General features: G+C 69.4%; 24 protein-coding genes. 14 read left to right on the top strand and 10 right to left on the bottom strand.

Translation table 11 applies throughout. The features are described from left to right. Both AOZ53_RS17590 and tet read right to left on the bottom strand, forming a co-directional pair. Window positions 1-756: LysR family transcriptional regulator (locus AOZ53_RS17590; RefSeq protein ID WP_054488742.1), on the bottom strand; the 756-nt coding region annotated here is incomplete at its 3' end. 124 nt (window positions 757-880) lie between these two features. Continuing rightward, a complete protein-coding gene (tet, locus tag AOZ53_RS17585) occupies window positions 881-2,077 on the bottom strand; it encodes a Tet(A)/Tet(B)/Tet(C) family tetracycline efflux MFS transporter (protein WP_054488740.1) in 1,197 nt (398 codons plus the stop codon). Between the two features lie 78 nt (window positions 2,078-2,155). Here tet and tetR point away from each other — a divergent pair, with 78 nt between their 5' ends. The 4 genes from tetR (at window position 2,156) to AOZ53_RS17565 (ending at window position 4,524) form a co-directional block, all read left to right on the top strand. Beyond that, a complete protein-coding gene (tetR, locus tag AOZ53_RS17580; protein ID WP_054488738.1) occupies window positions 2,156-2,749 on the top strand; it encodes a tetracycline resistance transcriptional repressor TetR in 594 nt (197 codons plus the stop codon). 35 nt (window positions 2,750-2,784) lie between these two features. Further along, window positions 2,785-3,231 carry an NUDIX hydrolase gene (locus AOZ53_RS17575; protein ID WP_054488735.1) on the top strand — a complete coding sequence of 149 codons (447 nt, stop codon included), beginning with the start codon at window positions 2,785-2,787 and terminating at the stop codon, window positions 3,229-3,231. A gap of 48 nt (window positions 3,232-3,279) precedes the next feature. Beyond that, window positions 3,280-4,089, top strand: a complete 810-nt coding sequence (locus AOZ53_RS17570) for an aminoglycoside phosphotransferase family protein (RefSeq protein ID WP_054488733.1) — start codon at window positions 3,280-3,282, stop codon at window positions 4,087-4,089. 183 nt (window positions 4,090-4,272) lie between these two features. Then, window positions 4,273-4,524, top strand: a complete 252-nt coding sequence (locus tag AOZ53_RS17565) for a hypothetical protein (protein WP_054488730.1) — start codon at window positions 4,273-4,275, stop codon at window positions 4,522-4,524. A gap of 82 nt (window positions 4,525-4,606) precedes the next feature. On the opposite strand, the gene AOZ53_RS17560 is transcribed toward AOZ53_RS17565, so the two are convergent. Continuing rightward, window positions 4,607-5,365, bottom strand: coding sequence for an AraC family transcriptional regulator (locus AOZ53_RS17560; protein ID WP_054488728.1), 759 nt, complete (start codon window positions 5,363-5,365; stop codon window positions 4,607-4,609). A 138-nt stretch (window positions 5,366-5,503) separates the two neighbouring features. On the opposite strand from AOZ53_RS17560, the gene AOZ53_RS17555 reads away from it, so the two are divergent. After that, window positions 5,504-7,660: a TonB-dependent siderophore receptor gene (locus AOZ53_RS17555; RefSeq protein ID WP_054488726.1), complete on the top strand. Its 2,157-nt coding sequence runs from the start codon at window positions 5,504-5,506 to the stop codon at window positions 7,658-7,660. A 119-nt stretch (window positions 7,661-7,779) separates the two neighbouring features. Next, the gene (locus AOZ53_RS17550; RefSeq protein ID WP_054488724.1) at window positions 7,780-9,174 is read left to right on the top strand and encodes a GntP family permease; all 1,395 of its coding nucleotides are present in this window, start codon (window positions 7,780-7,782) and stop codon (window positions 9,172-9,174) included. On the opposite strand, the gene AOZ53_RS17545 is transcribed toward AOZ53_RS17550, so the two are convergent. Further along, window positions 9,153-10,073, bottom strand: a complete 921-nt coding sequence (locus AOZ53_RS17545) for a LysR family transcriptional regulator (protein ID WP_054432179.1) — start codon at window positions 10,071-10,073, stop codon at window positions 9,153-9,155. The genes AOZ53_RS17550 and AOZ53_RS17545 overlap by 22 nt on opposite strands. Window positions 10,074-10,183: 110 nt before the next feature. Here AOZ53_RS17545 and AOZ53_RS17540 point away from each other — a divergent pair, with 110 nt between their 5' ends. The 3 genes from AOZ53_RS17540 (at window position 10,184) to AOZ53_RS17530 (ending at window position 12,676) form a co-directional block, all read left to right on the top strand. Next, window positions 10,184-10,927, top strand: coding sequence for an SDR family oxidoreductase (locus AOZ53_RS17540; RefSeq protein WP_054488722.1), 744 nt, complete (start codon window positions 10,184-10,186; stop codon window positions 10,925-10,927). A 26-nt stretch (window positions 10,928-10,953) separates the two neighbouring features. After that, window positions 10,954-11,850: an SDR family NAD(P)-dependent oxidoreductase gene (locus tag AOZ53_RS17535; RefSeq protein WP_054488720.1), complete on the top strand. Its 897-nt coding sequence runs from the start codon at window positions 10,954-10,956 to the stop codon at window positions 11,848-11,850. A gap of 109 nt (window positions 11,851-11,959) precedes the next feature. Next, a complete protein-coding gene (locus AOZ53_RS17530) occupies window positions 11,960-12,676 on the top strand; it encodes a YiiX family permuted papain-like enzyme (protein WP_156333425.1) in 717 nt (238 codons plus the stop codon). A gap of 60 nt (window positions 12,677-12,736) precedes the next feature. On the opposite strand, the gene AOZ53_RS17525 is transcribed toward AOZ53_RS17530, so the two are convergent. Continuing rightward, window positions 12,737-13,618 (bottom strand): dienelactone hydrolase family protein, encoded by an 882-nt coding sequence (locus AOZ53_RS17525; RefSeq protein ID WP_180180045.1) that lies wholly within the window; start codon window positions 13,616-13,618, stop codon window positions 12,737-12,739. A 204-nt stretch (window positions 13,619-13,822) separates the two neighbouring features. On the opposite strand from AOZ53_RS17525, the gene AOZ53_RS17520 reads away from it, so the two are divergent. The 4 genes from AOZ53_RS17520 to AOZ53_RS17505 all read left to right on the top strand — a co-directional run bounded on the left by AOZ53_RS17520 (window position 13,823) and on the right by AOZ53_RS17505 (window position 17,923). After that, window positions 13,823-14,617: an enoyl-CoA hydratase gene (locus AOZ53_RS17520; RefSeq protein ID WP_054488766.1), complete on the top strand. Its 795-nt coding sequence runs from the start codon at window positions 13,823-13,825 to the stop codon at window positions 14,615-14,617. Then, complete coding sequence (locus AOZ53_RS17515; RefSeq protein ID WP_054432183.1) at window positions 14,614-15,765, top strand: CaiB/BaiF CoA transferase family protein; 1,152 nt, start codon at window positions 14,614-14,616, stop codon at window positions 15,763-15,765. The genes AOZ53_RS17520 and AOZ53_RS17515 overlap by 4 nt, the downstream gene beginning before the upstream one ends. Window positions 15,766-15,838: 73 nt before the next feature. Beyond that, window positions 15,839-16,783 carry a LysR family transcriptional regulator gene (locus AOZ53_RS17510; protein ID WP_054432184.1) on the top strand — a complete coding sequence of 315 codons (945 nt, stop codon included), beginning with the start codon at window positions 15,839-15,841 and terminating at the stop codon, window positions 16,781-16,783. Window positions 16,784-16,942: 159 nt separating this feature from the next. After that, on the top strand, window positions 16,943-17,923 hold the full coding sequence (locus tag AOZ53_RS17505) for a Bug family tripartite tricarboxylate transporter substrate binding protein (protein ID WP_054432185.1): 981 nt from the start codon (window positions 16,943-16,945) through the stop codon (window positions 17,921-17,923). A gap of 18 nt (window positions 17,924-17,941) precedes the next feature. Here AOZ53_RS17505 and AOZ53_RS17500 read toward each other — a convergent pair whose 3' ends face one another. The 3 genes from AOZ53_RS17500 to AOZ53_RS17490 all read right to left on the bottom strand — a co-directional run bounded on the left by AOZ53_RS17500 (window position 17,942) and on the right by AOZ53_RS17490 (window position 20,879). Then, window positions 17,942-18,235, bottom strand: coding sequence for a helix-turn-helix domain-containing transcriptional regulator (locus tag AOZ53_RS17500; RefSeq protein WP_231690632.1), 294 nt, complete (start codon window positions 18,233-18,235; stop codon window positions 17,942-17,944). Between the two features lie 7 nt (window positions 18,236-18,242). Continuing rightward, entirely contained in the window at window positions 18,243-18,596 is a 354-nt protein-coding gene (locus AOZ53_RS17495) for a type II toxin-antitoxin system RelE/ParE family toxin (protein ID WP_054488716.1), read from the bottom strand. A 183-nt stretch (window positions 18,597-18,779) separates the two neighbouring features. After that, window positions 18,780-20,879 (bottom strand): TonB-dependent receptor, encoded by a 2,100-nt coding sequence (locus tag AOZ53_RS17490; RefSeq protein ID WP_054488715.1) that lies wholly within the window; start codon window positions 20,877-20,879, stop codon window positions 18,780-18,782. Between the two features lie 435 nt (window positions 20,880-21,314). On the opposite strand from AOZ53_RS17490, the gene AOZ53_RS17485 reads away from it, so the two are divergent. Further along, a complete protein-coding gene (locus AOZ53_RS17485) occupies window positions 21,315-22,199 on the top strand; it encodes a crotonase/enoyl-CoA hydratase family protein (protein ID WP_054432189.1) in 885 nt (294 codons plus the stop codon). A gap of 21 nt (window positions 22,200-22,220) precedes the next feature. On the opposite strand, the gene pdeR is transcribed toward AOZ53_RS17485, so the two are convergent. Both pdeR and AOZ53_RS17475 read right to left on the bottom strand, forming a co-directional pair. Beyond that, the gene (gene pdeR, locus AOZ53_RS17480; RefSeq protein ID WP_054432190.1) at window positions 22,221-24,218 is read right to left on the bottom strand and encodes a cyclic di-GMP phosphodiesterase; all 1,998 of its coding nucleotides are present in this window, start codon (window positions 24,216-24,218) and stop codon (window positions 22,221-22,223) included. Between the two features lie 304 nt (window positions 24,219-24,522). Further along, window positions 24,523-25,518 carry a tripartite tricarboxylate transporter substrate binding protein gene (locus AOZ53_RS17475; RefSeq protein WP_054488712.1) on the bottom strand — a complete coding sequence of 332 codons (996 nt, stop codon included), beginning with the start codon at window positions 25,516-25,518 and terminating at the stop codon, window positions 24,523-24,525. Between the last annotated feature and the right edge of the window lie 39 nt (window positions 25,519-25,557).

Raw genomic sequence — 25,557 nt, 5'->3', positions numbered from 1 at the left:
CTTGCGCAGGCCGTAGTCGGTCAGCAGCTTTTGCGGGATACGCGATGGCAGGATACAGGCGCCCACCCCCGAGGACACCAGCTTGAGCATGGCGTCGATGGTCTCGGCCTCGGCCACGAATTCCGGCTGCAGGCCGGCGCTGTGGATCATCTTGCGCAGCGCATAGTGCGAGGGAAAGCCCACCAGCCGCAGCGCCATCGCGCCCAGGTCGACGCCATCCTCGGCCGCGACGCCGTCGCGCACGATCAGGCACATGTCGTCGTCGAACAGCGGCGTCGAGGCCAGCGCATCCGACGCCACGGCGGCGTCGTAGACGAAACCGATGTCGGCCTTGCCGCTTTCCACCAGCGTCACCACCTCGGGCGAACTGCGGCCCATGACCGACAGATTGACGTGCTCGCGGCTGCTGACGAACTGCGCCACCACGTCGGCCATGAAGTAGTAGCTGAGCGTGTGGACGGTGGCCAGCCGCACCGATCCCTGCGTCACGCCCTCGCGCTGGCGGACGGCTTCCAGCGCCTGGTCGATGGCGCGGTAGGCCGGCTGGATGCCCTCCAGCAGCCGCGCGCCCGCCTCGGTCAGTTCGACCCCGCGGCCGGTGCGCACGAACAGCGGCTTGCCCACGTGGGCCTCCAGCGCGGCCAGCTGGCGGCTCAGGCCGGACTGGGTCTGGTCCAGGTCCTCGGCGGCGCGCGAGAGCGATTTCAATTCGGCAATGCGCACGAAATAGCGCAATTGCCGGTCCGGCGTGTCCATGCGGCTTCCCCAGCGGGCCCGCGCGGGCCCTGTCGTTATCCATCGCGCCCATGGCGGGCGCCTGCGACAGTGTGCACCAAGGCCCCGGCGGCCACTACCGGGATTTGCGCTAGGCGGGGCGGCGCTAGCGCGCCTGGGCCGCCGCGTCGCGGCGCGGGTCCGGCCGGGCCAGCACCGGCACGCACAACAGGTAGAGCGCGGCGCCCGCCACCCACGGCCAGCCGGTCCAGCCGCCCAGGCTGGCCGCGTACAGCGCGGTGAACGCCAGCGGCCCGGCAATGGCGGCGGCGCTGGCCAGGCTGTTCATGGCGCCCTGCAATTGCCCCTGGCTGCCCGCGCCCGCGCGCGCCGACAGCAGCGCCTGCAAAGCCGGCGCGCCGACGCCGCCCGCCGCCAGCAACAGCATCAGCGGCGCCACCATCCAGTTGTGCGTGGCCCAGGCCAGCAGCACATAGCCCGACGCATCCGCCGCCATGCCCACCGCCAGGGCGCCGCGCTCGCCCAGCCGCGCGCTCAGCGGCCCCGGCAGCGTCGCCTGCATCAACGCGTGCAAGGCGCCGAACCCCGCCAGCGACAGGCCCACCGCCGCCGCGTCCCACTGGAATCGGTCCTGGCCGTAGAGCACCCACAGCGACCCCGGCACCTGCCCCGCCACCTGCATCACCAGGAACACCCAAAGCAATCCGCCCAGGCCCTTGCCGCTCAGCGCCTGACGCAGCCCCGCCACCGGATTGAGCGTGCGCCACGACCAGGGCGGCCGCTCGCCCTGGCGCGATTCCGGCAGCCACGCCAGCGCCAGCAGGCAGGCCACGCCGTTGGCCAGCGCCGCGGCCACGAACGGCATGCGCGCGCCGGCCAATCCCGCCAGCCCGCCCAGCGCCGGACCGACGATCAAGCCCAGGCCGAAACAGGCCGACAACTGACCGAAATGGCGGGCGCGCCGCGACGGATCGCCGGCATCGGCGATGCTGGCGGCGGCCACCGCGCCGGTGGCTCCCGTGATGCCCGCCAGGATGCGGCCCGGATACAGCACCCACAGCGCCGGCGCGGCCGCCATCACCACGTAGTCGACGGCCGCGCCCGCCAGCGACGCCAGCAGCACCGGCCGGCGCCCGTAGCGGTCGGACAGCGCCCCCAGCACAGGCCCGGCCACGCATTGCGCCAGCGCGTACAGCGACAGCAGCAGGCCGTAGTGGGCGGGGGTCGAGGCCGGGTCGCTCAACTGATCGAGCAGGCCGGGCAACACCGGCATGATGAGTCCGATCCCGGCAGCGTCCAGGGTGACGATGAAAAGCAGCAAAGCGATGGCGCGGTCCGGCATGAGGATGGAATTTATCAATGATAAGTTTTCGCATGATAAATTGATCACTGATAAATTATCAAGCCGGATCGGAGTTCCATGGCCAAATTGCAACGCGACGCCGTCATCGCCAGCGCGCTCGAACTGCTCAATGAAGTGGGCGTGGACGGCCTGACCACCCGCAGGCTGGCCGAGCGCCTGGGCGTGCAGCAGCCGGCGCTGTACTGGCATTTCAAGAACAAGCAGGCGCTGCTGGACGCGCTGGCCGATGCCATGGCGCGCAACCACGTCCATTCGATGCCCCCGCCCAGCGCGCCCTGGAAGGACTTCCTGTACGCCAACGCGCGCAGCTTCCGCCAGGCGCTGCTGGCCTACCGCGACGGCGCCCGCATCCACGCCGGCACCCGCCCCACCGAGCCCCAGTACGATCGCGTCGAGGCGCAATTGAAGCTGCTCTGCGACGCCGGCTTCAAGCCGCTGCAGGCGGCCAACGCCCTGGTTGCCATCGGCCACTACGTGGTCGGTTCGGTCATGGAACAGCAGGCCGCCGAAGCCGCCGCGCCCGAACGCGACGCCCCGCCCACGCCGCCGCCCGCCCTGGCCCGCGCCATGAAAGCGCTGGACAGGCAGGGACCGGACGCCACCTTTGAATACGGCCTGGCGATGATGCTAAACGGCCTCGCGCCCGACTGAATGCCGCCGGCCCACGCCCCCAAGGACACCCCGACATGACCACCCCACCCTCGCGCCCCATTCCCGCCACCATCGCCGCCGTGGTGCGCGACGGCCAGGTGCTGCTGGTGCGGCGCGCCAACCCGCCCGACCAGGGCCGCTGGGCCTTTCCCGGCGGCAAGATCGAGGCCGGCGAACGGCTCGAGGATGCCGCCGCGCGCGAACTGTTCGAGGAATGCGGCGTGCGCGCCGAGCCGCTGCGCGTCTTCGACGCCGTCGACGTGTTCGACCACGACGAGACCGGCGCGCTGCGCCGGCACTACATCCTGATCGCGGTGCTGTGCCATTGGCAGGCCGGCGACCCGGTGGCCGGCGACGATGCGCTGGACGCGCGCTGGGTGCCGCTGGCCGAGCTGGAGGACCAGGCCCTGGCGACCAGCTTCGGCGTCGCGGCGCTGGCGCGCAAGGCGGCGGCGCTGGCGGCCGACGCGGGCGTTCTCTGATACCGTAACCGTTCCCCACCCTGGCGGGCCAGGCCTGCCCCCGCGCCCATGTTCGAACCCTACCTGTCCCGCTGGAACCTCGTGCCCGACGGCGCCCCCATCACGACCCACGCCGCCCGGCTGCTGCCGGTGCGCCAGGCCGGCGTGCCCGCGATGCTGAAGGTCGCGGTCGAGGAAGACGAGCGCCAGGGCGGCGTGCTGATGACCTGGTGGGACGGCCACGGCGCCGCGCGGGTGCTGGCGCACGAAGGCGACGCCATCCTGCTCGAACGCGCCACGGGCGCGCGTTCGCTGGCCGAGTATGCCCGCAACGGCCGCGACGACGAGGCCACCCGCATCCTTTGCGGCGTGCTGCGCGAACTGCACGCGCCGCGCGCCAGACCGCTGCCGCCGCTGCGGCCGCTGGAGGAATGGTTCGTCGAGCTGTGGCCGATGGCGCGGGCGCGCGGCGGCATCCTGGCGCACAGCGCGCGCCACGCCCGCGCGCTGCTGGACGATCCGCGCGACCCGGTGGTGCTGCACGGCGACGTGCACCACGACAACATCCTCGACTTCGGCGCGCGCGGCTGGCTGGTGATCGACCCCAAGCGGCTCCACGGCGAGCGCGCCTTCGACTACGCCAACATCTTCTGCAACCCCGATCTGGCCGACCCGGAGCCGCCCGTGGCCATCGTGCCGGGCCGTTTCGAGCGCAGGCTCGGGATCGTGCTGGAGGAATCGGGACTGGACCGCCGCCGCCTGCTGCAATGGGTGGTGGCCTGGTGCGGGCTGTCGGCGGCGTGGTTCATGGGCGACGGCGACGACGCCGCCATCGACCTGGAGATCGCGCGGCAGGCGCTGGCGCTGCTCGACGGCTAGCGTGATGGCCCGCCAGCGGCGCCGCGCCGGCGCGAACCGCATCGCCGGCCGCCGGACCGTGCCGGCGCGGAAATACCGTGATACGACGGGCCGGTGGGATCCGCCTCGTATTGCGAGTAAGGTAATGAATAATGCGGCCTGGATCGACGGGCATGTCGACCGCCGCCAGCGGAAACCCAAATCATGAAGACCCTTTGTTCAATCCTGCGGCCGAGCCTTGCCGCCCTCGCCTGCGCGTCGATCGCCGCCTGCGCCAGCCAGCCGCCCACGCAAACCGACCTGCAGTACCGCAGCCGGCCCGCGCCCCAGGCGCAGGGCGCGAACGGCGCCCCGGGTTCGTCGGACCGGCGCCTGACCATCCAGTCCGGCGAAGGCGAACGGCTCAACCTGCCCTGGTTCATCCGCGACACGCAGGAATGGATCAACACCAACTGATCCCGGCCCGCCTGCCCGCGCCGGCCTGAGGCGCGCACCGGCCACGCCCGTTCACGCGCAGCGCCGCCGTCTTCTCTCAGGCTCATGCGCCCGCGATCTGCTCCAGATACCGCGTCGGCGACACCCCCATCACCTTGCGGAACATATAGACGAAGGCGCTGGCGCTGGCATATCCCAGCGCCCGCGCCACGTTCACCACCGGCTGCCCCTGCAGCAGGCGGCAGATGCCTTCGTCGATCCGCACCTGCAAGCGCCAGTTGTGAAAGCTCATGCCGGTCTCGTCCTTCATGCGCCGCGCCAGCGTGCGCGCGCTGGCGCCCATGCGCTCGCCCCACTGCTCCAGCGTGTCGTCGTTGCCGGGCGACTGCAGCACCGCCGCGCAGACCTTGCGCAGGCGCCGGTCGAACGGCAGCGGCAATTGGCGATGCTGCCGCTCGGTGCCGGCCAGCAGGTTCAGCAGCAGCTCGGCGCTCAGCCGCTGCACCGGCCCGTGGCGCGCCACCGGCTGGTTCAGCGCCAGGATCAGTTCGCGCATCAGCGGCGCCACGTCCAGCGCGCAGGTATCCTTCCACAGCCAGGGCGCGGCGTCGGGCGCGATGAAGGCCGAGCGCATCGTCACCTGGCCGACCATGCGCACCTCGTGGGCCACGCCGGGCGGAATCCACAACGCGCGCATCGGCGCCAGCAGCCAGGCGCCGTCCTCGGTCATGACGCGCATGATGCCGGTGGGCGAATACATCAGCTGGATGCGCTCGTGCGAATGCGGCTCTTGCCGCTGGCCATCTTCGTAGTGGAACGAGCGCGCCACCACCGGCGGCGCCTCGACGGGAAACTCATGCATTGGCGGGATTTCGATAGCAAGGGTTGAAAGAACCGCGATCCAGCCAGTTATGTCCGTTTTTCGACATTTTCTGTCCAGCAAACAGGGAACTTGCTTTTTATCATTAATGCAAATGATTCCCATTGTTTTCAAAAGAAAATGACGCCCGCCGTATCCTCCCCTGTCGCATTTGTCCCACGCCACCCCTTTTCGTTCCGCCTGACTCTCGCCGCCGCCCTGCTGGTCCAGGCCTGCGCGCCCCTCGTGGCGCGGGCCGACGACGTCCCGCAGCTGAGCCCCGTGCGGGTCACCGGCGCGGCCGAGAAACTCTCCGACCCCGGCCAGACCGAGGGCTCGCAGTCGTACACCGCCAATACCGTCACCGTCGGCAAGACCGGCGCCAATGTGCGCGACATCCCCAACTCGGTGTCGGTGGTGACGCGCCAGCGCATGGACGACCAGAACATGGTCACGGTGGAAGACGCGCTGCGCGAAACCACCGGCGTCAGCGCCATGACCTACGGCGACGGCACCGCCTACTTCACTGCGCGCGGCTACGAGACCGACGTGCAGTTCGACGGCGTGCCCGCCAACGGCGCGCTGCAATACCTGCCCCAGTTCGACCTGGCGCTGTACGACCGCGTCGAGGTGCTGCGCGGCCCGGCCGGCCTGCTGCAGGGCTTCGGCAGCCCCGCCGGCACCGTCAACCTGGTGCGCAAGCGGCCGCTGGACACCTTCAGCCTGACCGGCGCGGTGATGGCCGGCTCGTGGAACAACTACCGCACCGAACTGGACGCGACCGGCCCGATCACGGCCGACGGCCGGGTGCGCGCCCGCGCCGGCTTCGCCGCGCAGGACCGCGACTTCTTCTTCGACAAGGCCCACAACCGCCAGGGCCTGGCCTACGGCTCGCTCGAATTCGACCTGAGCGCCAATACCACCCTGACCCTGTCGGCGGCCTACCAGCGCCAGCACGAGGCGCCGTTCGACTACGGCCTGTCGATCTACTCGAACGGCCACATCATCGATTCGCCGCGCAAGGGCTTCTACGGCACCGACTGGTCGCGCGGCGACACCACCATGTCGGAAATCTATTCGGAACTGAGCCACCGCTTCGCCAATGGCTGGACCGGCCAGGTGTCGATGAACTACCGCTCGACCGACATGGACAGCCGCTACGGCTACGTCAACGGCCCGGTCAATCCCGTCAACGACCGCGCCGGCTACCGCCTGCAGGTGCAGAAGGACCAGATCCGCTGGATGGGCTTCGACACCCATGCCTCGGGCCCCTTCAGCCTGCTCGGCCGCACCCACCAGGCCATGATCGGCGCCAACTACGCCGAGCGGCGCCAGGACAGCCGCTCGGGCGGCATGAACCTCAGCAGCGTGTCGATCTACGACATCGACGTGCCCAACCCCGACCTGCCCTACACCTCGGGCGACGACTCCAAGACCAGCCAGATGGGCGTCTACGGCCAGTTGAGCTTCAACGTGGCCGACCCGCTGACGCTGATCGTGGGCGGGCGCCAGAGCTGGTACCGCACCTCCACCCAGGCGATCCTGCCGGTGGCCGGCGACACGCGGCGCGATCCCGAGGTGCGCAAGTTCGTGCCCTACTACGGCGCGGTGGCGCAGTTGAACTCGTGGCTGTCGGCCTATGCCAGCTATTCGGACATCTACGCCTTCTCGGAAGCCTGGCAGATGACGGCCGACGGCAAGCCGCTCAAGCCGCGCACCGGCAAGCAGTACGAGATCGGCCTGAAGGGCCAGTTCCTGGACGGCGCGGCCAACGCCTCGCTGGCGCTGTTCCGCATCCGCGACAAGGACCGCGCGGTGCCCGACGACGCCAACCCGGGCCGCTACCTGGCGCAGGGCGAGGCCCAGAGCCAGGGCGTCGAGGCCGAGATCAGCGGCCGCCTGCTGCCCAACTGGGACCTGTACGCCGGCTACACCTACCTGCAGACCCGCTACCTGTCCGACCCGACGCAGGAAGGCCAGATCGTCAACCCGGAAACGCCCAAGCACCTGTTCAAGGTCTGGACCACCTACCGCTTCACGCCCGACGTGCTGCCGGGCTGGCGCGTTGGCGGCGGCGTGCGCACGCAGAGCCGCACCAGCCGCAACAACGTCTCGTGGCAAGGCGGCTACGCGGTGGTCGACGCGCAGATCGGCTACAAGGTGAACCGCAACCTGGACGCCTCGCTGACGCTGAACAACGTCTTCGACCGCCACTACTACGCCCGCGTGCCGTCCAACTTCTACGGCATCTACGGCGAGCCGCGCAACGTGATGCTGACGCTGCGCGCCACGTACTGAGGCGCGCGTGGGGTCCGGTCCGACAACGGGCCGGCGCCCCGTCCTGTCAAACGGACGCCGGGATCGATCGGTTAAGGTGTAGCCCCACACCCCTTAACCCTTCATTCCTGGAGTAATGAATGACCGGATTGATTATCGTGGTGGCGGCGCTGGCATTCCTGATGCTGGCGGCGTATCGAGGCTACAGCGTCATCCTGTGCGCGCCCATCGCGGCCATGGGCGCGGTGCTGCTGACCGACCCGTCGGCGCTGGCGCCGGTGTTCTCGGGCATCTTCATGGAGCGCATGGCGGGCTTCGCCAAGCTCTATTTCCCCGTGTTCCTGCTGGGCGCGGTGTTCGGCAAGCTGATCGAGCTGTCGGGCTTCTCGCGCGCCATCGTGCGGGCGGTGCTGCGGCTGATCGGCGCCGAGCGCGCCATCGTCGCCATCGTGCTGGTGTGCGCGGTGCTGACCTACGGCGGCGTGTCGCTGTTCGTGGTGGTGTTCGCGGTCTATCCGTTCGCGGCCGAGATGTTCCGCCAGGGCGGCATCCCCAAGCGGCTGATGCCGGGCGCGATCGCGCTGGGCGCGTTCACCTTCACCATGACGGCGCTGCCGGGCACGCCGCAGATCCAGAACATCATCCCCACCACCTTCTTCGAGACCACCACCTGGGCCGCGCCCTGGCTGGGGCTGATCGGCGCGGCCTTCACGCTGAGCGTCGGCGTGGCCTACCTGGAATGGCGCCGCAAGCGCGCCGCGCTGGCGGGCGAAGGCTACGGCACCGAGCTGCGCAACGAGCCGGACACGCCGGCCGGCGGACGCGAGCATCACCCGTTGGTCGCGCTGCTGCCGCTGGTGGTGGTGGGCGTGGCCAACTACCTGCTGACGCGCTGGATTCCCGGCTGGTACCCGGCCGGCTCGCAGGTCGACCTGCCCGGCCTGCCGCAGCCCATGCCGGTCAACGCCCAGGACCAGGTGGCGCTGTGGGCGGTGATGGGCGCGCTGATCGCCGGCATCGTCACCATCCTGCTGTTCTCGTTCTCGCACATCAAGGCGCACTTCGCCGAAGGCAGCAAGAGCGCGGTCTCGGGCGCGCTGCTGGCGTCGATGAACACCGCGGCCGAATACGGCTTCGGCGGCGTGATCGCGGCGCTGCCCGGCTTCCTGATGGTGGCCAGCGCGCTCAAGGCGATTCCCGACCCGCTGGTGGGCGAGGCGGTGGCGGTGACGTCGCTGGCCGGCATCACCGGCTCGGCCTCGGGCGGCATGAGCATCGCGCTGGCGGCCATGGCGCAGACCTTCATCGACAGCGCCCAGGCGGCCGGCATTCCCATGGAAGTGCTGCACCGCATCGCCGCCATGGCCAGCGGCGGCATGGACACGCTGCCGCACAACGGCGCCGTCATCACCCTGCTGGCCGTCACCGGCCTGACGCATCGCCAGTCCTACGGCGACATCTTCGCGATCACGCTGATCTCGACACTGTCGGTGTTCCTGGTGATCGCCGTGTACTACCTGACCGGCATCGTCTGACCGGCCGGCCCGAAGGCCTGGCCGAAGATCTCGGCCAGCCACTGGCTGAACACCCGCACCCGCGCCGACACCTGGCGGTTCTGCGGGTACAGCACCGACACCGGCATCGGCGCCGGCGGCAGGTCGGGCAGCACCACCCGCAACCGGCCCGACGCCAGTTCGTCGGCGACCCGGTAGCGCGGCACCTGCGCCAGCCCCAGGCCGGCCAGCGCCGCGCTGGCGTAGAGTTCGGCGCCGTTGACGCTGACCACCGAGCCGGGCCGCGCCAGCACGTTTCGGCCATCCACCATGAAGTCCAGCGGCAGGCTGCGGCCGGTCGATGACGAGATGTAGTCCACCGCCCGGTGGCCGTCCAGGTCGTCCAGCGTGGCCGGCTCGCCGAAGCGCGCCAGATAGGCCGGGCTGGCCACGGTGACCTGCGGCATCAGGGCGATCTGCCGCCCCACCAGCGACGAGTCCTGCAGCGTGCCGGCGCGCAGCACGCAGTCCACGCCCTCGCGCACCAGGTCGATCAGCCGGTCGTCTTCGCCCAGGTGCAGCACGATGTCGGGATAGCGTTCGAGAAAGGCCGGCAGGCCCGGCATGACGAACACCCGCGCCAGCGTGCCTTGCAGGTTGACCCGCAGCAGGCCCTTGGGCGCGGTGTTCAGGAAAGCGCCATCCGCCTCCTCCAGGTCGGCCAGCAGGCGCACGCAGCGCCGGTAATAGGCCTCGCCGTCATGGGTCAGCCGCACCTGGCGCGTGGTGCGTTCCAGCAGGCGCGCGCCCAGCCGTTTTTCCATGCGCTTGATCAGGTTGGTCACGGTGGCGCGGGGAATCTGCAGGTCCTCGGAGGCCTTGGAGAAACTGCGCCGTTCGGCGATGCGCACGAACACCTGCATTTCCTGGAAGCGGTCCATGCGCCCCCCTATTATTAACGTAGATGAAACTATGTTAGCAAAAACAGAATAATTATCTTTTGTTTGGAATAGTCCATGATTCGTCTCACCCACTCACCCAAGGACAATCCATGACTTCCCAAGCTTCCCAACGCGTCGCCCTGGTCACCGGCGCCTCGCGCGGCATCGGCGCCGCCATCGTCCGCCGCCTGGCCGTCGACGGCTTTGCCGTCGCCATCAACTATGCCTCCAGCGCCGCCGAGGCCGACGCCCTCGCCGCTGAACTCCGCCAGGCCGGCGGCCGGGCCCTGGCGGTGCGCGCCGACGTGTCCAAGGCCGCCGAGGTGCGCGCCATGTTCGACCAGGTCGAAGCCGGCCTGGGCCGCATCGACGTGCTGGTCAACAGCGCCGGCGTGCTCAAGCTGCAGACGCTGGCCGAAACCAGCGACGCGCTGTACGACCAGACCTTCGACATCAACACCCGCGGCACCTTCAACACCCTGCGCGAGGCCGGCACGCGGCTGGCCGACGGCGGCAGCATCGTCAACGTCTCCAGCACCACGCTGGCGCTGAACATGCCCACCTACGGCATCTACATCGCCAGCAAGGCCGCGGTGGAAAGCTTCACCCGCGTGTTCGCCAAGGAACTGCGCGGCCGCCGCATCACGGTCAACGCCGTGGCGCCCGGCCCCGTCGCCACCGAGCTGTTCAAAACGGGCAAGAGCCCGGAACTGATCGAGCATTTCGCCAAGATGCCGCCGCTGGAGCGCCTGGGCGAACCCGAGGACATCGCCGGCGTGGTGTCGTTCCTGGCCAGCGCCGACGGCGGCTGGATCAATGGCCAGGTGCTGCGCGCCAACGGCGGCCTGGCCTGAGCGCCGACCCGTTTCCGGAGACTTCCATGGCATCCGTCATCCTCATCACCGGCGCCGGCAGCGGCATCGGCAAGCTGTCCGCCGAAACCCTGGCCCGCGCCGGCCACACCGTCTACGCCACCATGCGCGACATCGCCGGCCGCAACGCCGGCCGCGCCCAGGCCATGCGCGACTGGGCCGCGGCCCACGGCGCCGATCTGCATCCGCTGGAACTGGACGTGCTGTCGCAGGCGTCCGCCGACGCCGCGGTGGCCGCCATCGTCCAGGCCCAAGGCCGGCTCGACGTGGTCATGCAGAACGCCGGCCACCTGGTGATCGGCCCGACCGAGGCGTTCACCGCCGAAGACATGCAGCACGCCTTCGACACCAACTTCTACGGCGCCCAGCGCGTCAACCGCGCCGCCCTGCCGCAGCTGCGCCGGCAGCAGTCGGGCCTGATGCTGTGGATCAGCAGCACCACCACCAAGGGCGGCTTCCCGCCGTTCATGGGGCCGTACGGCGCGGCCAAGGCGGCGATGGATTCGCTAGCGGTGAGCCTGTCGTACGAACTGGCGCGCTTCGGCATCGAGACCTCGATCGTGGTGCCGGGCGCCTTCACCCGCGGCACCGAGCACTTCCCCAGCGCCGGCAAGCCCAGCGACCAGGCCCGCGTGGCGGCCTATGCGCGCTACGACGGCGTGATGGACCAGGTCGGCGTGCGCCTGAGCGCGCTCACCCCCGACGACGCCACGCCGCAGGCGGTGGCCGACGAGATCGCCCGCATCGTCGGCCTGCCGGCGGGCAGCCGGCCGGCGCGCTCGGTGGTCGACTTCGTCGGCGATGGCGCCGAGGAAGTGCTGGCGCTGGCCGAGGAACTGCGGATCGCGTTCGCCGAGCGCATCGGCATCGCCGACCTGCTGCATCCGTCGACGCCGCGCGCTTGAAAAAAGCGGCGCCCTTGCCGCGCGGCAACCCGGGCGGGAACGGTAGAATCCGCCATCCCTCGCGCTCGCTCGACGACGCGCGACGAATGGCTTTTCATGGGGAACCGCCATGCCCGCACCGCAGCCTTCAGCATTGCCGCAAGACCGCCGCGCCGCGCGCGACGGACGCCAGCAACAAGCTCCCGCGTGGACACGCGTCGGACGACGCAAACCGGCCGGCGCGTGGGCCGGCGCCTTCGCCGCAGCCGCGCTGTGCGCCGCGTCCTGGACCGCCCGCGCCGCGCCGGACGTGCAGACCGGCGACCTGATCTTCCAGCAATCCCGCTCCGCCCAGAGCCAGGCGATCCAGCAGGCCACCCACTCGCCCTACAGCCACATGGGCATGATCGTGATGCGCCAGGGCGCGCCCTACGTGCTGGAAGCCGCCGCCACGGTCAGCTACACGCCGCTGGCCCAGTGGACGGCGCAGGGCGAAAACGGAAAATACGTCGTCAAGCGCCTGCGCGATGCCTCGCGGCTGACGCCCGAGACGCGCGAACAGCTGGCCCGCACCGGCGCGCGCTATCTCGGCAAGCCCTACGACGCGGCCTTCGGCTGGTCGGACGACCGGATCTATTGCTCCGAGCTGGTCTGGAAGATCTACCAGCGCACGCTGGGCCTGCAGATCGGCGCGCTGCAACCCCTCAAGCAGTTCGACCTGAGCTCGCCCACCGTGCGCGCCACGATGCAGGCGCGCTACGGCAAGGACATCCCGTGGGAGGAACCCATCATCTCCCCGGCCGCGATGTTCGACTCGCCGCTGCTGGCCACGGTCCCGGACCGCTGACGCGGCGGGCGGCGCTACCGGTCGCGCAATCGGCGGCGCCGCCGGCCGCTCGGGCCACGCCTATTGCGGCATGTCGAAGCCCTGCTCGCGCAGGTACTTCGCCACCACCGGCTGCCACTTTTGCGGCGCGTGGGTGAACAGGCTGTGGCCGTTCTCGCCGTCGGGCCCCATGGGCACGAAGGTGGCGTGGCCGCCGGCCTGGTTGTAGGCCTCGACCCAGCGCTTGGGCCAGTCCGGCCCCCAGTACAGGTCGTTCTCGGTATAGATCCACAACATCGGCAGCCGCGTGGCCTGGCCATAGCCCGCGTACGTGGCCTGCAGGCGCTCGGGGCCGCACGGCTTGCCGGGCGAGCGCACCGGATCGCCGCCCGAGCCGCCGGCGAAGTTGATGGCGGTCTTCACCCCCGCGGGGTTCTGCGCCGCCAGCGCCACGGTCGAGCCGCCGCCCACCGACTGCCCCAGCACCACCACCCTGGCCGGGTCCACGTCCGGACGCTGCGCCATGACCCGCAGCACCTGGTCGATCTGGCTGGCGGCGCGGTCGAACATCGGGGTGAAGCGGCGCTCGCCGCAGGGGCCGCTGTTCTCCAGGTCCGGCCCGCCGGTGACGCCATAGCCCAGGCGCACCGGCAGCGCGACCACGAAGCCGGCATCGGTGAAGAACCTGGACGCCGCCGCGTAGCGCGCCCGACCCAGCTTGGCGCGGCCGGCGGCGTCGCCGGCCCGGCCATGGTTGATCACGATCAGCGGATGACGGCCCTCGCCCGCCGGCGTGAAGACGGTCACCACGACCTCGCCGGTGGCGGCGCCGCCGTTCTCCAGCGCCACCCGCACCGGCACCTTCTGCACGCTTTCGTTGGCGGCCAGCTTGGGCGGCGGCGCGGCGCACGCCGTCAAGAGTCCCAGTCCGCCGATCATCGTGATTCTTGCCAGAACACCCATGTTGCCCCTCGTCAGGAATAGGCTCGCCGCCCGGGTGAGCGCAAGATACTCCGAGTGCGCCCGCCCCGCCATCGTCGCGAACCCGGCCCGCGGCGATTTATTCCAGGCCGGACTCATTCCATGAAAATTACTTGTTTGTCGTGATCAACGGTCGGGCCTAGCATGACCGGCATCGCCCACGATTCCAATGGAGACAGCAAGCTCATGAGCGCCCCGATTCCCGCCTTCCCCCACAGCCACATCGAGCGCGATGCGCGCGGCGTCTATATGCTGCGGATCGACGACGCCAAGAGCCTGAACATCCTGGCCTCGCCGGTCACGCTGGGCCTGACCCAGGCGGTGCGCTGGATCGCGGCGCAGGCCGACGCCCGCGCGCTGGTGCTGCGCGGCAGCGGCGACAAGGCCTTCGTCGGCGGCGCCAACATCTATGAAATGGCCGAGCTGGATCCGGACGGCGGCCGCGCCTTCATCACCCGCCTGCGCGACCTGTGCGAAGCGGTGCGCGCGGTGCCGGTGCCGACCATCGCCCGCCTGCCCGGCTTCTGCCTGGGCGCCGGCATGGAACTGGCGGCGGCCTGCGACATCCGCCTGGGTTCGCGCGACGGCGTCTTCGGCATGCCCGAAGTGCAGGTCGGCATTCCGTCGGTGATCCACGCCGTGCTGCTGCCGGCGCTGATCGGCCCGGGCGCCACCCACTGGCTGCTGCTGACCGGCGCCACGGTCGATGCCGAGCAGGCCCTGCGCTGGGGCTTCCTGCAGTTCCTGTGCGAGGCCGGCGAGCTGGACGCGCTGGTCGAGCGCACCGTCGCCCCCATCGCCCACAGCGGGCCGCTGGCCGTGCGCTCGCAGAAAGCGCTGCTGCGCTATTGGGAGACGTCCACGGTGGAGGCCGGCCTGGACCGCAGCGTCGATGCCTTCGGCGCGGCCTTCACTACCGACGAACCGAGCCGCTACATGGCGCCGTTCCTGGCCCGCAAGCGCGCGCGGGAGGCGCAATGACGGCGGCGGCCGCGGCCACCGGCCCGCTGGCCGGCGTGCGGGTGGTCGACATGACCTCGGTCGGCATGGGCCCCTACGCCACCCAGATCCTGGGCGACATGGGCGCCGAGATCATCAAGATCGAAGCGCCCGAGGGCGACGTGTTCCGCGCCTCGGCGCCGGCCGCCTCGCCCGGCATGGGCGCCGTCTACTTGAACCTGAACCGCAACAAGCGCAGCCTCACCCTGAACGTCAAGGAGCCGGAGGACCTGCAACGCCTGCTGCGGCTGATCGACGGCGCCGACGTCTTCATCTCTAACGTGCGCCCGCGCGCGCTGGCGCGGGCCGGGCTCGACGCCGCCAGCCTGCGGGCGCGCAACCCGCGCCTGATCACCTGTTCGGCGGTGGGCTTCGGCCAGGACGGCCCCTACGCCGCGCAGCCGGCCTTCGACGACATCATCCAGGCCATGAGCGGCCTGGCCGACCTGCAGGGCCGCAACAGCGGCGCGCCGGCCTATATCAACACCATCATGGCCGACAAGGTGGCCGGGCTGACGCTGGCCTACGCCATCCCGATGGCGCTGTACGAGCGCGAGAAATCCGGCCAGGGCCAGGCGATCGAGGTGCCGATGTTCGAGACGCTGGTGTCCTTCACCCTGATCGAGCACATGGGCGGGCGCACCTTCGACCCGCCGCGCGGCGGCATGGGCTACAGCCGCGTGCTGTCGCCCGAGCGCCGGCCCTACCGCACCCGCGACGGCTTCCTGGCGCTGCTGCCTTATACCGACGCGCAATGGCAGCGCTTCTTCACCCTGGCCGAACGCGCCGACCTGGCCGCCGATCCGCGCTACGCCAGCGCCCAGACCCGCGCCCGCCACTTCGACGCGCTGTACACCGACCTGGCGGCCATCGTCGCGCTGCGCGGCACCGACGACTGGCTGGCGCTGCTGGCGGACGCCGACATCCCGCACTCGCGCGTCAATCCGCCCGAGGCGCTGTTCGACGACCCGCACCTGGCCGCGACCGGCTTTTTCCAGCGGGTCGAGCATCCGACCGAGGGCGCGCTCACGGCCACCGCGATCCCGGTGCGCTTCTCGCGCACGCCCGGGTCGATCCGCCGCCTGGCGCCACGCCAGGACGCGGATCGCGATATGCTCGATCCGGATTGAGTCCCCGGGGCGCGGCGGATGCGGGCTTGCGCGCGCCGGCCCCCGGGGCGCCCGCCCCCTTTCCGCCCCGATCATGAACATCACCCTGAAGCAGTTGCGCGTGTTCTGCGCGCTCTACGAGTTGCGCAGCTTCACCGCCGCCGCCCGCGCCGCCTTCGTCACGCAATCGGCGGTCAGCAAGCTGTGCGCCGAACTCGAGGCCGAGGTCGGCCAGCCGCTGTTCGAGCGCTCGACCCGCAGCGTCACGCCGTGCGAGGGCGCGGCCGACTTCTATGCCTATGCCCAGGAGATCCTGGGCACGGTGCGCGCGGCCGAGCGCAGCATGTCCGGCCTGCGCTCGCTGGAACGCGGCGTGGTCGGCGTGGCCAGCTCGCCGATGATGATGGTCGGCCTGCTGGGCGGCGTGATCGCGCGCTACCACCGCCGCCATCCGGGCGTGAAGCTGGACCTGTTCGAGCTCAATACCGACGAGACCATCGAGCACGTGCGCCACGGCCGCGCCGACTTCGGCATCGTCTCCACCGACATCGAGGGCGACGAACTGGCCGCGCGCGTGATCTACCGCGACACCATGCATGCCGCCTTCGCGCCCGACCATCCGCTGGCGCGCCGCAAACAGGTCCGCTGGGCCGACCTGGCCGCCCACGAACACATCACGCTGCGCAACGTCTACAGCGTGCGCCGCGCGGTGGACCGCATCAGCGGCGAACTCGACCTGCAATTCCAGTCCGGCATCGAGGCCGGCATGCTGACCTCGGTGCTGAACCTGGCGCGGGCCGGCCTGGGCATCACCGTGGTGCCCGGCTACGTCTGCGCCTTCGCGCGCCAGCTGGGCCTGGCCACCGCGCCCATCGGCGGCGCCGGCCAGCGCGGCCACGCGCTGTGGCTGATCCAGCGCCACAACGCGCGCCTGTCGCGGGCGGCGGACGCGTTCCTGGCCGACCTGGAGACGACGCTGCGGGCGCGCGAGGCGGCGCCCGACCCGACCCGCTACGACGAGGACGCCGCCGGCCAGTAAGGCCGCGCCGGGCCGACGCGCGCGGCGCGGGACTTATCCGGATACGGAATAGGTCTATGAAAATTAGTCCCTTGTTGCGATAAGCCGCGCGGCCGCATCATGGCGGAAATCGCGGCCGCCACATGCCATCGCGGCCGGAGAAAAACACAGGAGACTTTCATGACCCGATCCCCGGAACGCAGCCGCATGCGCCGGTTCGCCGCGTGCTGCGCCCTGGCCCTGGCCGCCACCGGCGCCGCGCAGGCCGACGATGCCTACCCCAGCAAGCCCATCACCATCGTGGTGCCGTTCTCGCCCGGCAGCGCCACCGACACCAGCGCCCGCATCCTGACCGAAAAGCTCGGCCCGCGCCTGGGCGTGCCGATCGTGATCGAGAACAAGCCCGGCGCGTCCGGCACCATCGGCTCGTCCACCGCCGCGCGCGCCGCGCCCGACGGCTACACCCTGATCCTGACCAGCAGCTCGACGCACTCGGCCACGCCCGCCCTGTTCCGCAAGCTGCCTTACGATCCCACCGGCGATTTCATCCACGTCATCCGCATCGCCACCATTCCCATGATGCTGGTGGTGCGCGCCGATTCGCCCTACGGCTCGGTGTCCCAGCTGGTGCAGGCCACCCGCGCCAAGCCGCTCAACTACGCCTACGGCTCGCCCACCAGCCAGATCGCCGGGGCCACCTTCAACAGCGTTGCCGGCGCCGCCGCCAACGCCGTGCCCTACAAAAGCCAGCCGCCCGCCGTCACCGACCTGCTGGGCGGCCACGTCGACTACCTGTTCGCCGACCTGTCGGTGGTGACGTCGTTCATGCACAGCGGCAAACTCAAGGGCATCGCCTTCACCGGCCAGGCGCGCTCGAAGGACTTCCCCGACGTGCCGACGCTGGCCGAACTGGGCTACCGGAATTTCGACCTGGTGGTGTGGGTGGGCGTGGCCGCGCCCAAGGACACGCCGGCGCCGGTGGTAGAGCGCCTGAACCGCGAGATCACGCGCATCCTGAGCGAGCCCGACAGCATCGCCAAGTTCGAGACGCTGGGCATGCAGGTCGCGCCCAACACGCTGGCCGAACACCAGGCCTTCGCCCAGTCGCAGCGCCAGATCTGGACCCAGCGCGCGATCGACGCGAAGATCGAGCCGCAATAAACGCCCCGAGGCGCGGCCTCAGCCCATCCGGACCGGGGCCGCCGCATCCGCCCGCGGCACCACGGCCAGCCGCAGGCCCATCGCCCTGAGAATCGCCAGCAGGCTGGCCAGCGACGGATTACCCTTGGACGACAGCGTGCGATAAAGCTGCGTCGGATTCAGCCGCGCCTGCTCCGCCACGGCCTGCATGCCGCCGAACGCCTGCGTCATCTGGCGCAGCACCACCAGCAATTCCCCCTGGTCGCCATCGGCGAGAATGCTGTTGACTGTCTCCAGCGCGAGGGCGGGGTCGCTGCGATAGACCTCGACCATTGCTTCATCATGGGGCTTGCTTCTCATCATCCGTTCTCCGTTGCCAGTCATGCCAATACTCCACCGCGCGATGGATGTCGGCATCCTGCGTGCGCTTGCTGCCTCCGGCCAGCAACAGCACCAGCCGTTCACCGGACAGCGCGTAGTGGACGCGCAGGCCCGGCCCTGAATCGATACGCAATTCCCACACGCCCTCGCGGCAGAAGCGGTGATCGCCGAAATTGCCGGACGCCAGACGCGCCACACGGCGAATGACCGCCACCTTGTCGCGCATGCCGCGCAGGCCGCGCAGGCCGCGTAGCCAAGTGGCATAGGAATCCTTGAGTTTTCCGGGGGTGAGGTAGTGTTCGATTCGGTACATACCATATTCGTCAAAAGACGAAGTCCAGTCAAGTCAGCACAGTCAGTCCGCCAACAAGATAAGACACTCCCTTGGTTCCTGCCGGGCGGTGCGTGACCGTTTCCTCCCCACTCGCGCGTCTTCCTGCAAAGAGAAAACGGGCGCCGCAGCGCCCGCCCGTCCTGCCTGGATCGTGTCTACCCGTCAGAACCGGTACTGCGCCGTCGCCACCACCGTGCGCGGTTCGCCCACGCGGATCTGGGCGGCGCTGGTGGCGGAGGCGTAATAGGTCTTGTCGGTGATGTTGCGCACCGCCAGGCGCCAGTCCCATTGGCCGGCGCGGTAGCCGACCAGCGCGTCCCAGGTGGCGTAGCCGGGCAGCACCGCCGAGTTGGCGTTGTCGGCATAACGCTGGCCGACGAAGGTCAGGCCGGTTTCGCCGTACAGGCCCTCGGCCGGCTTGTAGGTCAGGAACACGCTGCCGTTGCGCCGCGCCACGTTGCTGACGCGGTTGCCCGCCAGGCCGTTGTTGTCCTCGACGATGGAGGCGTTTTGCAGGCCGATGCCGCCGCGCAGGTACCAGTTGCCGGTCAGGCGCCCGGCCGCCGTCAGCTCGATGCCGCGCGAACGCTGCTTGCCGGTCAGCAGCACGATGGTCGGATCGACCGGGTCGGAGGTGCGGCGGTTGTAGAGTTCCAGCTGGTACAGCGCCAGCGTGGTGCTCAGATTCCCGTCCAGCCAGTCGCTCTTGACGCCCACTTCGTACTGGCGGGTCTGCTCCGGATCGACCTCATTGGTGTTGCCGCGCGCGTTCGGCGTAATGCCGATGAGGCTGCCGCCGACCGGCGAGAAGGTCTTGCTGTACGACGCGTAGAACGAGTGGTCGCGCACCGGCGTCCACACCACGCCGGCGCGCGGGCTCAGGCCATGGCTGTCGCGGCGGGCCGAGAGGTCCAGCAAGCGGTTGGTGGAATCGACGCTGAAGCGGTCCATGCGCAGGCCCAGCAGCACCTGCCAGGCATCGTCCAGCTTGATCTGGTCCTGCACGTAGTAGCCCTGGCTGCGGGTCTTGTGGCGGGCGGAACTGTTGAGCGCCATGGCGCCGTTGTGCTGTTGGGACAGGTCCGGGTCGTACAGGTCCAGCGTCGGCACCGGCTGCGCGCCCGGCCCGCGCGCCAGCGTGGTGTAGAGGTCGGGCGTGCGCGTCTGGTTGGCCACGTCCACCCCGAACAGCACCCGGTGCTCGATGGCGCCGGTATGGAACAGGCCCTCGGCTTCCAGGTTGTTGCTGATGCTGCGGGTGGTCAGGTCCTGCTGCCAGCGGGTGCGGGAGACCTTGCCGGTGGCGGCGTTGTAGCCGGTCAGGTAGGTGTTGTCGAACTTGCTGTCGAGCGCGAACACGCCCAGCGTGTAGCGCAGCTGCCAGCCCGGCGCCAGCGTGTAGGCCAGGCGCGAGCGGAACGATTGCGCGCGGTCGTCGATGTAGTCGCGGTCGGGGTCGCCGTAGACGGTCGAGCGGCCGACGTCGGCGGGCCGGCCGTTGACGCTGGGAATGCCGCGATCCGGCGTGCGGTCATAGCGGCTGTATTCGTATTGCACCAGCCAGTCCAGGTCGGGCGTGATGCGCCAGTTCAGCGACGGCGCCACCAGCTGGCGGGTGCCGCCGATCTTGTGGCGGAAGCTGTTGGTGTCTTCCTGGCCGACGTTCAGGCGCACGCTGACGTTTTCACCGGGGTCGGCGCTCAGGTCGCCGTAGAAGCTGCGCAGGTCCCAGCTGCCGGCCTGCGCTTCCAGGGTGGACTCGCGGCCCGGCTGCGGCGCCTTGCTGACGCGGTTGACGATGCCGCCCTGGCTGCCGCGGCCGTACAGCACCGCGGCCGGGCCCTTGAGCACCTCGATGCGTTCGATGTTGTGCAAGTCGCGCACGTACTGGCTGTCGTCGCGGATGCCGTCCAGGTAGAAGTCGTTGCTGGCGTCGAAGCCGCGGATGCGCAGCGAGTCGAAGCGGGTGTCCGAGGCATTGCTGACGTTGGGGATGCCGGACAGGGCCTCGCCGAGAGTGCTGATGCCGTAGTTCTGCAGGCTCTCGACCTTGACGCTGTCGATGGCCTGCGGCACGTAGCGCGCGGGGGTCTGGGTGCGGGTGGCGGTGGTGACTTCCGGCACGCGCGGATCGTCGGCGCTGGCGCCTTCGACACTGATGACGGGGAGGTGGGTGGGGTCGGCGTGGGCGGGAACGACAGGGGCCATCAGGGCCAGCGCGGCCCCCAGGGTCAGGGTGCGCGGGACGGGAAAAACGGGCATCGCAAGCTTTCTGTAAGTTTTATCGAGCCGCGATAATATCGAGAATGAAACTTATTTGTAAATGAGAATCCTATCATTTACATAGACCCCGCCTGCGCTGTTGCAACGTCACAACGGCGGGCGCGCGCCAGCCCCCCATTCATCGTTCCGGGCGCCCTGCCCCCCGCCATTCGCATGAGTCGATCATGCCGCTCGCGCGCATCGTTAACCTCGCGAATTTGCGACGGTCCTCGTCCGCATCGGCGAGGCGCGCGTCCTCCATGCGGACGACGACACGACACACAACGCAATGTTTTTCAAACAATCACTCCGATATCCGCACTAGGGAGAACTCTGGCCGATCGGACGAGGTTTGCATGAGCGGAACGAGGCGCCGGCTGTATTAGGCTGGCCCCGCAGTACTCCGACTCACCTTGACCGATTGGACGAAAGCAAATGAATCAACTCATTCATCCGGACTGCCATCCCTTTACCGCCGCAGGCAATATGAAGCAAGTCTCCGCGTTCTATGAAGAAGGACGACGTGTCATGTGGATGATGCTGCGCGCCCAGCCGCGCCCCTGCTTCAATCACGAACTGATCGACGAAATCATGACCCTGGCGCGCGCCGCCAAGGACTTCGGCCTGCCCATCGACTTCTGGGTCACGGGCTCGCTGGTGCCGCAGATCTACAACGTCGGCGGCGACCTGAACTTCTTCGCCGAGGCCATCCGCACCGGCCGCCGCGAGGCGCTGCGCGCCTACGCCCGGGCATGCGTCGATTGCGTGCACGCCGCCACCCGCGGCTTCGATACCGGCGCCGTGTCGCTGGCCATGATCGAAGGCACCGCGCTCGGCGGCGGCTTCGAGGCGGCGCTGGCGCACCACTTCGTGCTGGCGCAGAACAACGCCCGCATGGGCTTCCCCGAGATGGCCTTCAACCTGTTCCCCGGCATGGGCGGCTATTCGCTGGTGGCGCGGCGCTCGGGCATGAAACTGGCCGAGGAACTGATCAGCAGCGGCGAATCCCACACCGCCGAGTGGTTCCAGGCGCGCGGCCTGGTGGACGTGGTGTTCGAGCCGGGCGACGCCTACAAGGCCACCCGCACCTTCATCGACGTGATGCGGCCCAAGCTCAATGGCATGCGCGCCATGCTGCGGGCGCGCCAGCGCGTGCTGCAGCTGACCCGCTCCGAGCTGATGGACATCACCGAGGACTGGGTCGACGCGGCCTTCTCGATCGACCCGAAGGACCGCGCCTACATGGAGCGCCTGGTGATGGCGCAGAACCGGCGCGCGCCGGCCGGCCCCGAGGGCCTGATGGACGCGACCATGCATTGAGCGCGGCGGGCGCCGGCGGTGTCAGGCAATCAGATGCAGCCGGCGCCGCTGCGCCAGCCAGGTGGTCAGTTCGGCTGCGGGCATGGGCTTGGCGTACAGGTAACCCTGCTTGGCGTCCACGCCCAGTGTGTCCAGGAAGGCGGTTTCTTCCTGGGTCTCGACGCCCTCGGCGATCACCTTTAGTTCGAGCGTGCGGGCCACCGCGACGATGGCCCGCGCCAGCGCCTGCGACACCGGGTTCTCGTTGACGCCGCGCACGAAGCTGGCGTCCAGCTTGATCGCGTCCAGCGGGATGCGGGCCAGTTGCGACAGCGATGAATAGCCGGTGCCGAAGTCGTCCAGATGGACGCGCGCGCCCAGCTGGCGGAACTGCTTCATCAGCTCGATCGCGGCGACTTCGTCCTCGATCAGGCAGCTTTCGGTGAGTTCGATGTCGAGCAGGCAGGGATCGAGGCCGGCATCGTTGACCGCGCGCATGAATTCGCTGACCACGCCCTTGTCGTCCAGCTGCCGCGCCGACATGTTGACGGCGACCCGCAGGTCCAGGCCCTCGCGCTTCCAGGCCGCGGCCTGGCGCGCCGCTTCGCGCATCACCCACACGCCCAGCTGCGAGATCAGGCCAGATTCCTCGGCGTACGGAATGAAGACGCTGGGGCAGATCATGCCGCGCTCGGGCGAGCGCCAGCGCAGCAGCGCCTCGACGCCGTCGACCTCGCCGCCGCGCCCGGCCAGCTTGGGCTGGTAGTACAGCATCAGATGGCCTTCGGCCAGCGCCTTGCGCAGGTTGGTGTCGAGCCAGACGTAGTCGGCGTTGCGCCGGTCCATCTCGGGCTGGAACACGCGGTAGGTATGGCGCCCCGCTTCCTTGGCCACGTACATGGCGATGTCGGCGCTGCGCACCACGCTGTCGAGGTCGTCGCCATGCTCGGGGTACATGGCGATGCCGATGGAGCAGCTGGTGTAGACCTCGATCAGTTCCTGGCGGAACGGCTCGCGCAGGCGCTCGATGATGCGCGCGGCGGTCGCTTCCAGCTGCCAGGCCTCGGCGCCTTCCTGCAGCACCAGGAATTCGTCGCCGCCCAGCCGCGCCAGCGTCTGGCCGGGCGACAGGCAGCTGGAAATCGCCACCGCCACCGACTTGAGCAGGCGGTCGCCGAAGCCGTGGCCATAGTGGTCGTTGATGCGCTTGAAGTTGTCCAGGTCCAGGAACAGCACGCCGCCGCTGGCGCCCTCGCCTTCGGCCAGCGCCGCCTTCAGGCGGGTGGTGATGGCGTGGCGGTTGGGCAGGTTGGTCAGCACGTCGGTGTTGGCCAGCACCCGCAGGCGTTCCTGCGCCTGGCGTTCCTCGGTGATGTCGGTGCCCGAGCAGATCAGGTAGACGCGCTTCTCGCCGCTGCCGCTGGTGACGAACTTGTTGCGGAACAGGAACAGCCGCGGACCCTTGACCGTGTTGATCAGGCGCTCGACCTCGTACGACTGCCCGCGCTTGTAGAACTCGGCGATGTTGCGGCGCGAGGCCGCGGCCTCTTCGCGCGTCATGAACATCTCGAACACGCTGCGCCCGACGATGTCCTGCTCGCGCTTGCCGGTGTATTCCTCGCTGACTTTGTTGAAGCGCTGCACGCGGCCGTGCTGGTCGACGATGACGATGACCGAGTTGGCCTCGGACACCACGGTCTCGGCGAACGACAGGCCTTCGACCAGGTCGCGCGCGACCGAGTCGGTGTCGGTGTGGGCCGACGCGGTGCCGGCCCATTCGGTGGGGTTGATCTTGCGGCCGACCAGCCGCAGCTGGATCGGGTCGCCATACAGCACGATGTCGATGCGCAGGCTGGCCGTGATGCCGGTCAGGGCGCGGATGGCCTGCGCCTGGTCGGGCTGCAGCGCCAAGGCAATGTTGGTGGCGCCCTTGACGGCGGCCAGTTCGATCGCGTTGCTGTCGGCTGCCAACCGCCAATAGGGGCTGGACGTACCGAAATGCAGGTACAGGATCGATTTTTCGTCCTGAGTCTCAGTCATTGGTGTCCCCCGCCATCCTAGGAAGGCCTGCGAGAAACATACGGCCTAGTCAGTTCGGGGTCAACCACCCGCGTGAACAGCGTTTCAGCTGTATTGCGGATTATTTCAACAGACTTGGCAACTGTCTCCCGCCACCCGGATCCGGCGCTACGGATCTTTCGCGGGAGGTATGCAGGCTTCGAGATTGTTGCGCATCTGGCGGCGCAGCATGCAAACAATAACGTCGAAAATTTGTGACCATTTCCTGCGTGTGGCGTAAAAGAAGCAACAAGGGGGGACATATGTCCCCCCTTGCCCGCATCGCTTACTCCGGTTTGACCCCGGCCTCGTCGATGACCTTGGTCCAGCGCGCCAGTTCGGCGGACACGCGGGCGCCGGCATCGGCGGGCGTGGTCCACTCGGCGATCGCGCCCTGGTTCAGCAGCGACGCCTTGACCGTCGGCTTGGCCAGGATCTTCTTGAGTTCGCCGTTCAGGCGCTCGACGACCGGGGCCGGCGTGCCGGCCGGCGCGACGATGCCGAACATGGAGCTGACCTCGAAGCCCGGCAGGCCGGCCTCGGCCGCGGTCGGCACGTCCGGCAGCGCCTCGACGCGTTGCGCCGAGGTCACCGCCAGCGCGCGCAGCTTGCCCGCCTTGATGCTGGCCTGGGCCGCCGGCACGGTCTCGATCATGCTGAGCACCTGGCCGCCCATCAGGTCGGTCATGGCCGGGCCGCTGCCCTTGTACGGCACGTGCAGGATGTCCACGCCGGCGGCGCGCTTGAACATTTCGCCGGCCAGGTGCTGCGGCGAGCCGTTGCCGGCCGAGGCCATCGTGATGTAGCCGGGTCGCGACTTGGCCAGCGCGATCAGCTGCTTGAGGTCATTGGCCTGCACCGTGGGATTGACCACGAACACCAGCGGCACCGTGCCGACGATGGACACCGGCGCGAAGCTCTTTTCCACGTCATAGGTGACGCGGCCGCGGTACAGCGCCGCGTTGATCGAATGGCTGGTGAGCGCGCCCATCAGCAGCGTGTAGCCGTCGGGCTGGGCCTTGGCGACCTGGTCGGCGCCGATGTTGCCGGCGGCGCCGGCGCGGTTCTCGACGATCACCGACTGGCCCAGCGCGCCGGTCAGCTCCTGCGCCAGCACGCGGCCGATCACGTCGGTGGCGCCTCCGGACGGATACGGCACGATCAGGCGGATGGGCTTGTCGGGATAGGCGTCGGCGGCCAGGGCGGGCGCGGCGGCGCCGGTACACAAGGCCAACAGGGAAAGCAGCAAGGCGCGGCGGGGCCGCAGACGCAGGTCTGACATGTAGGTCTCCTGCCGGGATGGGTATAGGAATGGAACGGA

Origin of the sequence: Achromobacter sp. 2789STDY5608621 (assembly GCF_001299375.1) — a bacterium.
GTDB classification, from domain to species: Bacteria; Pseudomonadota; Gammaproteobacteria; order Burkholderiales; family Burkholderiaceae_B; genus Achromobacter; species Achromobacter insuavis.
Note: the sequence above shows the minus strand (reverse complement) of the source record. Positions and strands in the feature narration are given on the sequence as shown.